Consider the following 14,622-nt stretch of genomic DNA (forward strand, 5'->3'; position numbering starts at 1 on the left):
GTGCGACCATCGGAGGGCGCCGCCAGGGCAACCAGCCGGGGCGGCGTAGCAACGAAGCTCAGGGAAAGCAGAGGAACTCGGCCATGGCAACGGCGCCCAGCGTCTCGTACTCGATGACGGTCCGGCTGGAGGTTCCCGCGAGCGGAACCGCGGTCTCCCAGCTCACCACGGCGGTGGAGTCCCACGGCGGATCCGTCACCGGCCTCGACGTGACCGCCTCCGGCCACGAGAAGCTCCGCATCGACGTCACCATCGCCGCGACCTCCACCGCGCACGCCGACGAGATCGTCGCGCAGCTGCGCACCATCGAGGGCGTCGTCCTCGGCAAGGTCTCCGACCGTACGTTCCTGATGCACCTCGGCGGCAAGATCGAGATGGCGTCGAAGCACCCCATCCGCAACCGTGACGACCTCTCCATGATCTACACCCCGGGCGTCGCCCGCGTGTGCATGGCGATCGCCGAGAACCCCGAGGACGCCCGCCGCCTCACCATCAAGCGCAACACCGTCGCGGTCGTCACCGACGGCTCCGCCGTCCTCGGCCTCGGCAACATCGGCCCGATGGCCGCGATGCCGGTCATGGAGGGCAAGGCGGCCCTGTTCAAGCGCTTCGCCGACATCGACGCCTGGCCTCTCTGCCTCGACACCCAGGACACCGACGAGATCGTCGCGATCGTCAAGGCGATCGCCCCCGGCTTCGCGGGCATCAACCTGGAGGACATCTCGGCGCCCCGCTGCTTCGAGATCGAGGCCCGGCTGCGCGAGGCCCTCGACATCCCCGTCTTCCACGACGACCAGCACGGCACCGCCATCGTCGTCCTGGCCGCCCTCACCAACGCGCTGCGCGTGGTCGGCAAGGGCATCGGTGACGTACGGGTCGTCATGTCCGGTGCCGGCGCGGCCGGTACGGCCATCCTGAAGCTGCTGATCGCGGCGGGCGTGAAGCACGCCGTCGTCGCCGACATCCACGGCGTCGTGCACGCGGACCGCGAGGACCTCGTCGACGCCGCGCCCGGCACTCCGCTGCGCTGGATCGCCGACAACACCAACCCGGAGGGCGTCACCGGCACCCTCAAGGAGGCCGTCGTCGGCGCGGACGTGTTCATCGGCGTCTCGGCCCCGAACCTGCTGGGCGCCGAGGACGTCGCCGCCATGGCGGAGGGATCCATCGTGTTCGCGCTCGCGAACCCGGACCCGGAGGTCGACCCGGCCGCCGCCCGGCAGACCGCCGCCGTCGTCGCCACCGGCCGCTCGGACTTCCCGAACCAGATCAACAACGTGCTGGTCTTCCCGGGCGTCTTCCGCGGTCTGCTCGACGCCCAGTCCCGTACCGTCAACACGGAGATGATGCTTGCGGCGGCGTCCGCCCTCGCCGACGTGGTCACCGAGGACGAGCTGAACCCGAACTACATCATCCCGTCGGTCTTCAACGACAAGGTCGCCGGCGCGGTGGCCGGCGCGGTCCGGACCGCGGCGAAGGCCGCGGGATCGGGCACGGCGCCGTCCGGGCGCTGACGGCGCGTCGCGATTCGCGGAGCCGTAAACCCGCCTTTAGGGTGGCTTTTCGGCTCCGCGTGGTTTTCGTGGTGTCGACAGAACGTCACCACCACGGGGCTCTGGCGCTTTTCGTGTGACCCGCGGGGGTGCCGGATTGGCGTTCCCGCCGCTGGTGGGGGCAGGATGCGTGTTTGGGCGCGAGGGTCTGTCATTTGACCCGGGTCCGGGGACTGTCCGAGGGCCCTGGCAGCATCGGCTTCGCTGTACCCAATCGCGCGGCTTCCGCCGCGTGGCACGCCTCACAGGCAAGAAGAACACGGGAGTAACAACATGAACCGCAGTGAGCTGGTGGCCGCCCTGGCCGACCGCGCCGAGGTGACCCGCAAGGACGCCGACGCCGTGCTGGCCGCTCTCGCCGAGACCGTCGGTGAGGTCGTCGCCAAGGGTGACGAGAAGGTCACCATCCCCGGCTTCCTGACCTTCGAGCGCACCCACCGTGCCGCTCGCACCGCTCGTAACCCGCAGACCGGCGACCCGATCGACATCCCGGCCGGCTACAGCGTGAAGGTCTCCGCGGGCTCGAAGCTCAAGGAAGCCGCCAAGGGCAAGTAAGGCTGCCTGTAGGCGCCGAAAGGGCGGCCACCCTGTCAGGGGGTGGCCGCCCTTTCGTTCGTGCCTGTACGGGCCCGTGACGCCGTTCGTGCCTGTACGGGCCCGTGACGCCCTACACCAGCGCGCTGCCCGGGAGCTCGACCTTCGCGCCGAGCTCGACGAGCTTCTCCATGAAGTTCTCGTAGCCGCGGTTGATGAGCTCGATGCCGTGGACCCGGCTCGTGCCCTGGGCCGCGAGCGCGGCGATCAGGTACGAGAAGCCGCCGCGCAGGTCGGGGATGACCAGGTCGGCGCCCTGGAGCTTCGTCGGGCCGGAGACGACCGCCGAGTGCAGGAAGTTCCGCTGGCCGAAGCGGCAGTCGGAGCCGCCCAGGCACTCGCGGTACAGCTGGATGTGCGCACCCATCTGGTTCAGCGCGGAGGTGAAGCCGAGCCGGGACTCGTACACCGTCTCGTGGACGATGGAGAGGCCGGAGGCCTGCGTCAGGGCCACGACCAGCGGCTGCTGCCAGTCCGTCTGGAAGCCGGGGTGCACGTCCGTCTCCAGGGCGATCGCGTTGAGCGAGCCGCCCGGGTGCCAGAAGCGGATGCCCTCGTCGTCGATCTCGAAGGCGCCGCCGACCTTCCGGTACGTGTTGAGGAAGGTCATCATCGAGCGCTGCTGGGCGCCGCGCACGTAGATGTTGCCCTCGGTCGCCAGCGCCGCCGACGCCCAGGAGGCCGCCTCCAGGCGGTCCGGGAGCGCCCGGTGGGTGTAGCCGTCGAGCTTGTCGACACCGGTGATCCGGATGGTCCGGTCGGTGTTGATGGAGATGATCGCGCCCATCTTCTGCAGGACGCAGATCAGGTCCTCGATCTCGGGCTCCACGGCCGCGTTCGACAGCTCGGTGACGCCCTCCGCGAGGACGGCCGTGAGCAGCACCTGCTCGGTCGAGCCGACCGAGGGGTACGGGAGGCGGATCTTGCAACCGCGAAGGCGCTGCGGGGCCTCCAGGTACTGCCCGTCCGCCCGCTTCTCGATGGTGGCGCCGAACTGGCGCAGCACGTCGAAGTGGAAGTCGATGGGCCGGCCGCCGATGTCGCAGCCGCCCAGGCCCGGGATGAAGGCGTGGCCGAGGCGGTGCAGCAGCGGGCCGCAGAAGAGGATCGGGATGCGCGACGAACCGGCGTGGGCATCGATGTCAGCCACGTTGGCGGACTCGACGTGCGTCGGGTCGAGGACGAGCTCCCCGGGCTCCTCGCCCGGGCGGACCGTCACTCCGTGCAGCTGGAGCAGCCCGCGGACCACGCGGACGTCACGGATGTCGGGCACGTTGCGCAGGCGGCTGGGGCCGCTGCCGAGCAGAGCGGCGACCATCGCCTTGGGCACGAGGTTCTTCGCGCCGCGGACGCGGATCTCGCCCTCCAGCGGGGTGCCGCCGTGGACAAGCAGGACATCGTCTGTGCCGGTCATGAATCTCGCGTTCCGAAAGTGGGGTCCGACGGGTGGCCAGAGAAAAGGGTAAAGGGCCATGAGACCCCGATCGGGTGCCTCGGGGGGCCTGTCAGATGTAATGAATTCGGCACAACACCCTCTGTTCCCATGATCTTGCGGAGCGTCACCGTCCGCTTGTCCCCGCGGGCCGCCCCGGCGCGCCGGCCGCGTCCCTCCTGAACTGCGCTGGTCCCCGGCTTCCCCGCATCCCTCCCGACAACCCCCGCGAACGCCGAAGATGCGGGATCATGTGTCGCATGACCGAGGTGTCCTCGCTCACAGGACGGCTGCTCGTGGCCACCCCCGCGCTGGCGGACCCGAATTTCGACCGCGCGGTGGTCCTGCTGCTCGACCACGACGACGAGGGTTCCCTCGGCGTCGTCCTCAACCGGCCCACCCCGGTGACCGTCGGAGACATCCTCGCGCCCTGGGCCGCCCTCGCCGGCGAACCGGGCGTCGTCTTCCAGGGCGGCCCCGTCTCGCTCGACGCCGCCCTCGGCCTCGCCGTGATCCCCGGCGACGAGGGCCCCCTCGGCTGGCGGCGGGTGTACGGCGCGATCGGCCTGGTCGACCTGGAGGCCCCGCCCGAGCTGCTCGGACCGGCGCTCGGCTCGCTGCGGATCTTCGCCGGGTACGCGGGCTGGGGACCCGGCCAGCTGGAGTCCGAGCTCGGCGACGGAGCCTGGTACGTGGTCGAGTCGGAGCCCGGCGACGTCTCCTCGCCGCGCCCCGAGACGCTGTGGCGGCAGGTGCTGCGACGGCAGCGCGGCGAACTCGCGATGATCGCGACGTACGCCGACGACCCGTCCCTCAACTGAGGCCGCGGGCTTTCAGTACCCTTGGCGGTTATGAGCACTCTCGAGCCCGAGCGCGGGGCAGGTACGGGAACCCTCGTCGAGCCGACGCCGCAGGTGTCCCACGGTGACGGCGACCACGAGCGCTACGCCCACTACGTCCAGAAGGACAAGATCATGGCGAGCGCCCTCGACGGCACCCCCGTCGTGGCGCTGTGCGGAAAGGTCTGGGTACCGGGGCGCGACCCCAAGAAGTACCCGGTCTGTCCGATGTGCAAGGAGATCTACGACTCCATGGGCGCCGGCGGTGGCGACAAGGACAAGGGCGGCAAGGACAAGTAAGCGGGTCCTGACGTCGGGGACGGCCCCCGTCGTGCGTACTTCGGTGCGCACGACGGGGGCCGTTCCGCGTTCTCGGGTCCTCCGCGCGCGTTGCACGGGGTGCTTTCGCCGGTCACGGAGTGGTTGAGGTGGTCGAGACCTCTTGTCGGCCCGCCGGAGACGCGCCTAACCTCACGCGTGTTGTGCAGCACGAAACGCTCATTGCACATGATGCAACGCATGCATCCGGAGGGGATCCGCCATGAAGTCCGCCCGAAAGCTTCCCGCCAGCGTCACCGCCTCGGCCGCCGCACTCCTGCTGGCCGGCCTCACCGCCACCGCCTGCGCGCCCCAGACGTCCGGCGGCACGGCCACGGCCGACGAGAAGAGCGGGACCCTGCGCGTCTGGCTCTTCCAGGAGGTGAGCAACAAGCCCAAGGAGCAGGTCGTCCAGCAGGCCGTCGCCGCCTTCGAGAAGAGCCACGCGGGCGCGAAGGTCGAGGTCGAGTACATCCCCGTCGAGACCCGCGCCCAGCGCGTCAAGGCCGCCTTCAACGACCCGAAGTCGGCGCCCGACCTCATCGAGTACGGCAACACCGACACCGCCGGATACGTCAAGGACGGCGGACTCGCCGACATCAGCGCCGAGTTCGCCGCCTGGGACGAGGCCGAGGACACCGACCCCACCGCCAGGCAGTCCGTCACCGTCGGCGGCAGGATCTACGGCGCCCCGCTCTTCGTCGGCGTCCGAGCCCTCTACTACCGCACCGACGTGTTCCGGGAGCTCGGCCTCACCGCCCCCAAGAGCCAGGCCGAACTCGTCTCGACCGCCAAGAAGATCCGCAAGGCCAGGCCCGAGCTGTACGGCATCGCCGTCGGCGGCGCCTACACCTACGGCGCCATGCCCTTCGTCTGGGCCGCGGGAGGCGAACTCGCCACCGCGAAGGGCGACACCTACAAGGCCGCCGTCGACAGCGAGGCCGCCCGCAAGGGCATCAGCACGTACACCTCGCTCTTCGGCGACGACAACTGCCCGGCCGCCAAGTGCGCCCAGATGGGCGGCAACGCCACCGTCACCGCCTTCGCCTCCGGCAAGGCCGGCATGGCCATCGGCGGCGACTTCAGCCACGCCGCCGTCGAGGCCGGCACCGTGAAGGGCAAGTACGCCGTCGTCCCCCTGCCGGGCACCACCCCCGGCTCCATCGCCCCCGCCTTCGCCGGCGGCAACAACATCGGCGTCCTGAAGAGCACCTCCCACCGCAGCCTCGCCGTCGACCTCCTCAAGTCCCTGACCGGCAAGGAGACCCAGGGCAAGCTGTTCGACGCGATGGGCTTCCTGCCCACGTACACCGACGTCCGCACCGCCGCGGCCCGGCGCCAGCCCTTCGTGAAGCCCTTCATCGACACCCTCGGCGCGGGCACCCGGTTCGTCCCGGCGTCCCCCGGCTGGGGCCAGATCGACGCCTCCCTCGTCCTGCCCACGATGTTCCAGGAGGTCGTCAGCGGCCGTAAGGACGTCGCGACGGCCTCCGGCGACGCGGCGAAGAAGATGGACGCGGCGTTCTCGGCCGCGGGCTGAGCCGCATGACGACCCAGCTCACCCGGCCCGCCGAGCCGCTCACGGCCGCCGTGCGGACCCCCCGCACCCCCCGGCGCACCAGCCCCTGGACCCCCTGGCTCTACCTGCTGCCCGCCCTCGCCGTCCTCGGCGGACTCCTCGTCTACCCCGTCTACCAGCTCGGCCTGATCTCCTTCCTGGAGTACACCCAGGCCCAGGTCAGCGGCGGCGAACCTACCTCCTTCCAGGGCTTCGGCAACTACACGGAGCTCTTCACCGACCCCCAGTTCCGCCAGGTCCTCCTCGCCACCGTCCTCTTCGCCGCCGCCTGCGTCGTCACCACCCTCGCCGTCGGCTGCTCCCTCGCCGTCCTCCTCACGCGCGTGCGTGCCCTGCCCCGGCTGGTCCTGATGCTGGCCGCGCTCGGCGCCTGGGCGACCCCCGCCGTCACCGGATCCACCGTCTGGGTGTTCCTCTTCGACCCCGACTTCGGCCCCGTCAACAGGCTGCTCGGGCTCGGCGACTTCTCCTGGACCTACGGGCGGTACAGCGCCTTCGCCCTCGTCCTCCTCGAAGTCGTCTGGTGCTCGTTCCCGTTCGTGATGGTGACCGTCTACGCCGGCATCAAGGCCATCCCGTCCGAGGTCCTGGAGGCCGCCGCCCTCGACGGCGCCTCGCAGTGGAGGATCTGGCGCTCGGTCATGGCCCCCGTGCTCCGGCCGATCCTGGTCGTCGTCACGATCCAGTCGATCATCTGGGACTTCAAACTCTTCACCCAGATCTACGTGATGACGAACGGCGGCGGCATCGCCGGCCAGAACCTCGTCCTCAACGTGTACGCCTACCAGAAGGCCTTCGCCTCGTCCCAGTACAGCCTCGGCTCGGCGATCGGCGTCGTCATGCTGCTGATCCTGCTGGCCGTGACGCTGGTCTACCTGCGGCTGCTGCGACGCCAGGGAGAAGAACTGTGACCACCTCCCGTACGTACCGCATCCGGCGTCCCGGGCGCCTCGTCGCCGAGGCCGGCACCCTGCTCGTCGCCGCCGCCGTCGCCTTCCCGCTGTACTGGATGGTCCTCTCGGCCCTCAAGCCGGCGGGCGAGATCCAGTCCACGCACCCCCGCCCCTGGACGCTCTCCCCGTCCCTCGACTCCTTCCGGCGCGTCTTCGAGCAGCAGGACTTCGGCCGGTACTTCCTCAACTCGCTCACCGTCGCGGGCACCGTCGTCCTCGCCTCGGCCCTCATCGCCTTCCTCGCGGCGACGGCCGTCACCCGGTTCCGCTTCCGGTTCCGGACGACGCTGCTCGTCATGTTCCTGGTCGCCCAGATGGTGCCGGTCGAGGCGCTGACCATCCCGCTCTTCTTCCTCATGCGGGACTTCGGCCAGCTCAACACGCTCGGCTCGCTGATCCTGCCGCACATCGCCTTCTCGCTGCCGTTCGCGATCTGGATGCTGCGCGGCTTCGTCAAGGCGGTCCCCGAGGCCCTGGAGGAGCAGGCCCAGATCGACGGCGCGAGCCGCACCCGCTTCCTCTGGCAGATCCTCTTCCCGCTGGTCTTCCCCGGCCTCGTGGCGACGAGCGTCTTCTCGTTCATCTCGACCTGGAACGACTTCCTCTTCGCGAAGTCCTTCCTCATCAGCGACACCTCGCAGTCGACCCTCCCGATGGCGCTGCTCGTCTTCTTCAAGCCCGACGAGAACGACTGGGGAGGAATCATGGCCGGGTCGACCGTGATGACGATCCCGGTGCTCGTCTTCTTCGTACTCGTGCAGCGCCGCCTGGTCTCCGGACTCGGCGGGGCGGTGAAGGACTGACGCGATGACCCACCCCATGGACCTGATCCCGGCGCCCCTGCGGGTCGAGGGACCGTACCGCCGCGGCTTCGTCCTCGACCGGGAGACCACCCTGTACGCCGCCCCCGGCACCGGGACCACCGAGCGCTGGCTGCGCACCACGCTCGGCGCGGCCTTCGCGCTCCCGCTGCGGGACACGGCCGACGAGAACGCAGCCCACAGCATCCGGCTGCGCATCGACGACACCCTCGCCCCCGAGGCGTACCGGCTCCACGTCCTGGTCGACGAGGTCGTCGAGATCACCGGCGGCGGCCCCGCCGGCGTGTTCTGGGGCGCCCAGACCCTCCGCCAGCTCCTCGGCCCCGACGCGTACCGCAAGGCGCCGGTGAGGAGCGCGCCGGTCGCGGGTCTCGCGGCGCAGACGATCGAGGACGCCCCCCGCTTCGGCTGGCGCGGCCTCCTGCTCGACGTCTCCCGGCACTTCATGCCCAAGGACGACGTCCTGCGCTACCTCGACCTGCTCGCCGCCCACAAGCTGAACGTCTTCCACTTCCACCTCACCGACGACCAGGGCTGGCGCATCGAGATCCGGCGCCACCCGAAGCTCACCGAGGTCGGCGCCTGGCGCGCCCGGACCAAGTGGGGACACCGCGCCTCGCCGCTCTGGACCGAGACCCCGCACGGCGGCTTCTACACCCAGGACGACATCCGCGAGATCGTCGCGTACGCCGCCGAGCGGCACATCACCGTCGTCCCCGAGATCGACCTCCCCGGCCACGCGCAGGCCGCCATCGCCGCCTACCCCGAACTCGGCAACACCGACGTCGTCGACACCGCCGCCCTCACCGTCTGGGACACCTGGGGCGTCAACCCCAACGTCCTCGCCCCCACCGAGGCCGTCCTCCGCTTCTACGAGGGCGTCTTCGAGGAGGTCCTCGACCTCTTCCCGTCCACCTTCGTCCACGTCGGCGGCGACGAGTGCCCCAAGGACCAGTGGAAGGCCTCTCCGACCGTCCAGGCCCGCATCGAGGAGCTGGGGGTGGGCGACGAGGACGGCCTCCAGTCCTGGTTCATCCGCCACTTCGACCGCTGGCTCGCCGCCCGCGGACGCCGCCTCATCGGCTGGGACGAGATCCTGGAGGGCGGTCTCGCCGAAGGGGCGGCCGTCTCGTCCTGGCGGGGCTACGCGGGCGGGATCGCCGCCGCCGAGGCCGGCCACGACGTCGTCATGTGCCCCGAGCAGCACGTCTACCTGGACCACCGTCAGGCACCGGGCGAGGACGAGCCGATGCCCATCGGATACGTCCGCACCCTGGAGGACGTCTACCGCTTCGAGCCCGTCCCGCCGGGGCTCTCGCCCGAGGCCGCCGCCCACATCCTGGGAACCCAGGCCAACGTCTGGACCGAGGTCATGGAGAACCGCTCCCGCGTCGACTACCAGGTCTTCCCGCGCCTCGCCGCCTTCGCCGAGGTCGCCTGGTCCGCGCTGCCCGCGCCGGAGGCGCGCGACCACGCCGGATTCGAGCGCCGCATGCGCACCCACTACCGGCGCCTGGAGGCCCTCGGAGTCGACCACCGCCCGCCCGCCGGACCCCACCCGTGGCAGCGTCGCCCCGGGGTCCTGGGCCGCCCCCTGGAGGGCCGGCCCCCGAACGTGTGAGGGACCCGACGCCCCCCGTCACCCAAGAGCGGCGAAACGGAAGTTACCGTCACAGCGGGGGCGTCCCGGACGGAACAGTCCTTCGCGGACCCTCGCGCCGGACTCCTCGGAAGATGTGCCAGAGTTGCCACGTCCGGCCTGTGAGCACGTACGGTACGCCCACACGCAGGCGCGACGGCCGGGCACAGTCGGGGACCACCGGGACACCGGGAAGGGGCAGCGGGTTGACCACGCACGCACCACAGACGGCGCAGTCCGTGACGCTGCCCGCCTCGCTCGACGAGGCCGTGGCGGCGCTCACGGCCATGCCGGCCGCCGTGCCCGTCGCCGGTGGCACCGACCTCATGGCCGCCGTCAACAAGGGCCAGCTCCGGCCCGCCGGACTCGTCGGCCTGAGCCGCATCAACGAGATCCGCGGCTGGCAGTACCAGGACGGTCACGCCCTCCTCGGCGCCGGCCTCACCCACGCCCGGATGGGCCGCCCCGACTTCGCCGCCCTCATCCCGGCCCTCGCCGCCGCCTCCCGCGCGGCCGGGCCGCCCCAGATCCGCAACGCGGGCACCCTCGGCGGCAACATCGTCACCGCCGCGCCCACCGGCGACTCGCTGCCCGTCCTCGCCGCCCTGGAGGCCGACCTCGTCGTCCTCGGCCCGCTCGGCAGCCGCGAGATCCCCGTCTCCCACCTCCTCGCGGGCCGCGACCTGCTCGCCCCCGGCGAGCTCGTCGGCTTCGTCCGCGTCCCGCTGCTCCACGCCCCCCAGGTCTTCCTCAAGGCCACCGGCCGCACCGGCCCGGCCCGCGCCACCGCCTCCGTCGCCGTCGTCCTCGACCCGGCCCGGCGCGGCGTGCGCTGCGCGGTCGGCGCCGTGGCGCCCATGCCGCTGCGCCCGCTGGAGGCCGAGCGCTGGATCGCCTCGCTGGTGGACTGGGACAACGACCGGGGGCTCGCCCCGGAGGCGCTGGCGGCCTTCGGCGAGTACGTCGCCGCCGCCTGCATCCCGGACCCGCCGGGCGACGAACAGTTGCCCCCGGCCGTACAGCACCTGCGGCGCACCGTCGCCGCACTCGCCCGACGGGCACTGGGGAGGGCACTCGCGTGAGCAGCGACGAACAGCACGGCAACCAGGGCGGCTGGGAGCCGATCCCGCAGAGCGAGGGGTACGACGGCGACGCGACCGCCTTCGTCCAGCTGCCGCCCGACTTCATGCTGGACGGCGTCCCCCTGGAGGCGCCCGGCCACGGCTACGTACCGCCGATGATCACCCCGCTGCAGCCGCTCAGCCCGGTCGCGGCGACGGATCCGGCGGCGACGGGCAGCTGGACGGTGCACGTCCCGACGGAGGCGCAGCAGACGCAGTACTTCGACGGGTTCGAGGGCGGTGAGCCGGCGTACCGGGACCACGCGCCGGAGGGCCCGCCGCGGGAGGCGGAGCGCTTCCAGCCGCCGGCGTACGTGGAGAACGTGGTCGAGCACTTCGAGGCGCCCGAGCACTTCGAGGCGCCCGAGCACGCCGAGTACGTGGAGCACGCCGGGCACGCCGGGCACGTCGAGCACCTCGATCACGCCGGGCACGACGGGCAGGACCCGCACGCGACGGCCGAGTGGCGCTTCGACGAGGTCGTGGCGCCCGCCGCCGACCCGGGGGCCACGGGCCAGTGGCAGATCCCGGCCGTGCCGGAGGAGACCCCGGCGCCCGCCCCGTACGCCGAGGCCCCCGCGACGCTGCCGGGCGGCGCGCCCGCGCCCTGGGCGCTCCCGGAGGAGCCGGTGGAGCCGGTGGAGCCGGTGGCCGAGGCCGCCGGGGAGGAGCCGGAGGAGGCTCCGGAGGCCGTGGCGGAGTCCGCTCCGGAGTTCGCGGCGGAGTCCGCTCCGGAGTTCGTGCCGGAGTTCGCGCCCGAGGCCGCCGCGGAGGACGAGGCCCCGGAGGTCTCCGGACCCGTGTCCGCGCCCGCCGCCGCGCCCGCCGTCGACGCCTCCACGGACAGCGACGAGCACCCCCACACCTCGTACACCCTGCGGGTCAACGGGACCGACCGGCCCGTCACCGACTCCTGGATCGGCGAGTCGCTGCTCTACGTCCTGCGCGAGCGCCTCGGCCTCGCCGGGGCGAAGGACGGCTGCTCGCAGGGCGAGTGCGGCGCGTGCAACGTGCAGGTCGACGGGCGGCTCGTCGCCTCCTGCCTGGTGCCCGCGGCGACCGCCGCCGGCAGCGAGGTGCGGACGGTCGAGGGCCTCGCGGCCGACGGCGAGCCCTCGGACGTGCAGCGGGCGATGTCCCGGTGCGGCACCGTCCAGTGCGGCTTCTGCATCCCCGGCATGTGCATGACCGTGCATGACCTCCTGGAGGGCAACCACGCCCCCACGGAGCTGGAGACCCGCCAGGCCCTGGCCGGCAACCTCTGCCGCTGCTCCGGCTACCGGGGCGTGCTCGACGCCGTCCGGGACGTCGTCGCCGAGCGCGAGGCCGCCGCCGCGGCCAACGCGCCCGAGGCGGCCGGCGAGGCCCGTGTCCCGCACCAGATCCCCCACCCGCACGACGGAGGCATGGCGTGAGCAGCGACGCGACCACCGCCGCTCCCGCGGCTCTCGACACCCCCGGGGGCGTCGGCCAGGAACCGGCCGCGCACGGCCTCGGCACCTCGCTCCCGCAGGCCGAGGCGCGGGCGAAGACCGAGGGCACCTTCCCGTACGCCTCCGACCTGTGGGCCGAGGGGCTGCTCTGGGCCGCGATCCTGCGCTCGCCGCACCCGCACGCCCGGATCGTGTCCATCGACACCACGGCGGCCGCCGCCATGCCGGGCGTACGGGCCGTGGTGACGGCCGCCGACGTGCCGGGCGCGGCCACGTACGGGCGCAGGGTCGCCGACCGGCCCGTCTTCGCCTCCGACCTGGTCCGGCACCACGGCGAGGCCCTGGCGGCCGTCGCCGCCGACCACCCGGACACGGCCCGGCTGGCCGCCGCCGCCATCGGCGTCGAGTACGAGGTGCTCGACCCGGTGACGGACCCGGAGAAGGCGTTCGCGGCCGAGGCACTGCACCCCGACGGGAACCTGATCCGCCACATCCCGCTGCGCTTCGGCGACCCGGCGGCGACGGGCGAGGTCGTCGTCGAGGGCCTGTACCGGATCGGCCGCCAGGACCCGGCGCCGATCGGCGCCGAGGCCGGCCTGGCCGTACCGCGCCCCGACGGCGGGGTGGAGATCTACACCGCCTCCACCGACCCGCACACCGACCGCGACCTGGCCGCCGCCTGCTTCGGGCTGCCGCCCGAGCAGGTCAAGCTGGTCGTCACCGGAGTCCCCGGCGCCACCGGCGACCGCGAGGACCCCGGCTTCCAGATCCCGCTGGGGCTGCTCGCCCTCCGCACCGGCTGCCCGGTCAAACTCACCGCCACGCGCGAGGAGTCCTTCCTCGGCCACGCCCACCGCCACCCCACCCTGCTGCGGTACCGCCACCACGCGGACGCGGAGGGGCGCCTGGTGAAGGTGGAGGCGCAGATCCTGCTCGACGCGGGCGCGTACGCGGACTCGTCGTCGGAGTCGCTCGCGGCGGCCGTGGCCTTCGCCTGCGGCCCGTACGTCGTCCCGCACGCCTTCGTCGAGGGCTGGGCGGTCCGCACGAACAACCCGCCCTCCGGCCATGTGCGGGGCGAGGGCGCGATGCAGGTGTGCGCGGCGTACGAGGCCCAGATGGACAAGCTGGCCGCGAAGCTGGGCGTCGACCCGGCCGAGCTGCGCATGCGGAACGTCATGGCGACGGGCGACATCCTGCCCACCGGCCAGACGGTGACCTGCCCGGCCCCGGTGGCCGAACTGCTCGCGGCGGTACGGGACTTCCCGCTGCCCGCGCTGCCCAAGGACACCCCCGAGGGCGACTGGCTGCTGCCCGGCGGCCCCGAGGGCGCGGGCGAACCCGGCGCGGTGCGGCGGGGCGTGGGGTACGCGCTCGGCATGGTGCACATGCTCGGCGCGGAGGGCACCGACGAGGTGTCGACGGCGACCGTCCGTGTCATGGACGGGGTCGCCACGGTCATCTGCTCGGCCGTGGACACCGGCTCCGGCTTCTCCACCCTGGCCCGCCAGATCGTCCAGGAGACCCTCGGCATCGACGAGGTCCACGTCGCCCCCGTGGACACCGACCAGCCCCCGGCCGGCCCGGCCGCGCACGGCCGCCACACCTGGGTGTCGGGCGGGGCGGTGGAACGGGCCGCGAAGATGGTCCGGACGCAGCTTCTCCAGCCGCTGGCCCACAAGTTCGGCATGTCGACCGAGCTGCTCCAGATCACGGACGGCAAGATCACCTCGTACGACGGCGTCCTGTCGACCACGGTCACGGAGGCGATGGACGGTAAGGAACTCTGGGCCACGGCCCAGTGCCGCCCCCACCCGACCGAGCCGCTCGACGAGTCCGGCCAGGGCGACGCGTTCGTCGGCCTCGCCTTCTGCGCGATCCGCGCGGTGGTGGACGTGGACATCGAACTCGGCGCGGTCCGGGTGGTGGAGATGGCCGTCGCCCAGGACGTCGGCCGCGTCCTCAACCCCGCCCAGCTGACCGCCCGCATCGAGGCGGGCGTCACCCAGGGTGTCGGCGCGGCCCTCACGGAGAACCTCCGCACCGCCCGTGGTCTGGTCCGGCACCCCGACTTCACGGGGTACGCACTCCCGACATCCCTGGATGCCCCGGACATTCGCATCGTGAAACTCGTCGAGGAACGCGATGTGGTGGCCCCCTTCGGCGCCAAGGCGGCGAGCGCGATCCCCGTCGTCACCTCACCGGCCGCGGTGGCCTCAGCGGTACGCGCGGCGACGGGCCGCCCGGTCAACCGCCTCCCGATCCGCCCCCAGGCGGCGGTCGCCGTGCCCAATTCGTAACCATGTGATGTCCGTTGCTTGTGCAACCGGGAGGTGCGGA

General features: G+C 72.3%; 12 protein-coding genes. 11 read left to right on the forward strand and 1 reads right to left on the reverse strand.

Annotated features, from left to right (window positions below):
- Positions 1 to 83 precede the first annotated feature (83 nt).
- Together IE237_RS29700 and IE237_RS29705 are read left to right on the forward strand one after the other, a co-directional pair.
- Positions 84 to 1,514, forward strand: coding sequence for an NAD-dependent malic enzyme (locus IE237_RS29700; RefSeq protein WP_189805215.1), 1,431 nt, complete (start codon positions 84 to 86; stop codon positions 1,512 to 1,514).
- Positions 1,515 to 1,826: 312 nt separating this feature from the next.
- On the forward strand, positions 1,827 to 2,108 hold the full coding sequence (locus tag IE237_RS29705; protein ID WP_015033921.1) for an HU family DNA-binding protein: 282 nt from the start codon (positions 1,827 to 1,829) through the stop codon (positions 2,106 to 2,108).
- Between the two features lie 112 nt (positions 2,109 to 2,220).
- On the opposite strand, the gene murA is transcribed toward IE237_RS29705, so the two are convergent.
- Positions 2,221 to 3,561, reverse strand: a complete 1,341-nt coding sequence (gene murA / locus IE237_RS29710; RefSeq protein ID WP_189805216.1) for a UDP-N-acetylglucosamine 1-carboxyvinyltransferase — start codon at positions 3,559 to 3,561, stop codon at positions 2,221 to 2,223.
- 278 nt (positions 3,562 to 3,839) lie between these two features.
- Here murA and IE237_RS29715 point away from each other — a divergent pair, with 278 nt between their 5' ends.
- The 9 genes from IE237_RS29715 to IE237_RS29755 all read left to right on the forward strand — a co-directional run bounded on the left by IE237_RS29715 (position 3,840) and on the right by IE237_RS29755 (position 14,582).
- The gene (locus tag IE237_RS29715) at positions 3,840 to 4,400 is read left to right on the forward strand and encodes a YqgE/AlgH family protein (RefSeq protein ID WP_189805217.1); all 561 of its coding nucleotides are present in this window, start codon (positions 3,840 to 3,842) and stop codon (positions 4,398 to 4,400) included.
- 30 nt (positions 4,401 to 4,430) lie between these two features.
- Positions 4,431 to 4,718, forward strand: a complete 288-nt coding sequence (locus tag IE237_RS29720; protein ID WP_015033918.1) for a DUF3039 domain-containing protein — start codon at positions 4,431 to 4,433, stop codon at positions 4,716 to 4,718.
- 241 nt (positions 4,719 to 4,959) lie between these two features.
- Complete coding sequence (locus IE237_RS29725) at positions 4,960 to 6,276, forward strand: extracellular solute-binding protein (RefSeq protein ID WP_189805218.1); 1,317 nt, start codon at positions 4,960 to 4,962, stop codon at positions 6,274 to 6,276.
- Positions 6,277 to 6,281: 5 nt separating this feature from the next.
- Complete coding sequence (locus IE237_RS29730) at positions 6,282 to 7,226, forward strand: carbohydrate ABC transporter permease (protein WP_370468317.1); 945 nt, start codon at positions 6,282 to 6,284, stop codon at positions 7,224 to 7,226.
- Complete coding sequence (locus IE237_RS29735; RefSeq protein WP_189805219.1) at positions 7,223 to 8,071, forward strand: carbohydrate ABC transporter permease; 849 nt, start codon at positions 7,223 to 7,225, stop codon at positions 8,069 to 8,071. The genes IE237_RS29730 and IE237_RS29735 overlap by 4 nt, the downstream gene beginning before the upstream one ends.
- A gap of 4 nt (positions 8,072 to 8,075) precedes the next feature.
- Entirely contained in the window at positions 8,076 to 9,710 is a 1,635-nt protein-coding gene (locus tag IE237_RS29740; RefSeq protein ID WP_189805220.1) for a beta-N-acetylhexosaminidase, read from the forward strand.
- A 224-nt stretch (positions 9,711 to 9,934) separates the two neighbouring features.
- Positions 9,935 to 10,810, forward strand: coding sequence for an FAD binding domain-containing protein (locus IE237_RS29745; protein WP_189805221.1), 876 nt, complete (start codon positions 9,935 to 9,937; stop codon positions 10,808 to 10,810).
- Positions 10,807 to 12,264, forward strand: coding sequence for a (2Fe-2S)-binding protein (locus tag IE237_RS29750; protein ID WP_229842972.1), 1,458 nt, complete (start codon positions 10,807 to 10,809; stop codon positions 12,262 to 12,264). The genes IE237_RS29745 and IE237_RS29750 overlap by 4 nt, the downstream gene beginning before the upstream one ends.
- Entirely contained in the window at positions 12,261 to 14,582 is a 2,322-nt protein-coding gene (locus IE237_RS29755; RefSeq protein WP_189805222.1) for a xanthine dehydrogenase family protein molybdopterin-binding subunit, read from the forward strand. Before IE237_RS29750 ends, IE237_RS29755 begins: the two co-directional genes overlap by 4 nt.
- Positions 14,583 to 14,622: the final 40 nt, after the last annotated feature.

Origin of the sequence: Streptomyces tanashiensis (assembly GCF_014648895.1) — a bacterium.
Lineage (GTDB): Bacteria > Actinomycetota > Actinomycetes > Streptomycetales > Streptomycetaceae > Streptomyces > Streptomyces tanashiensis.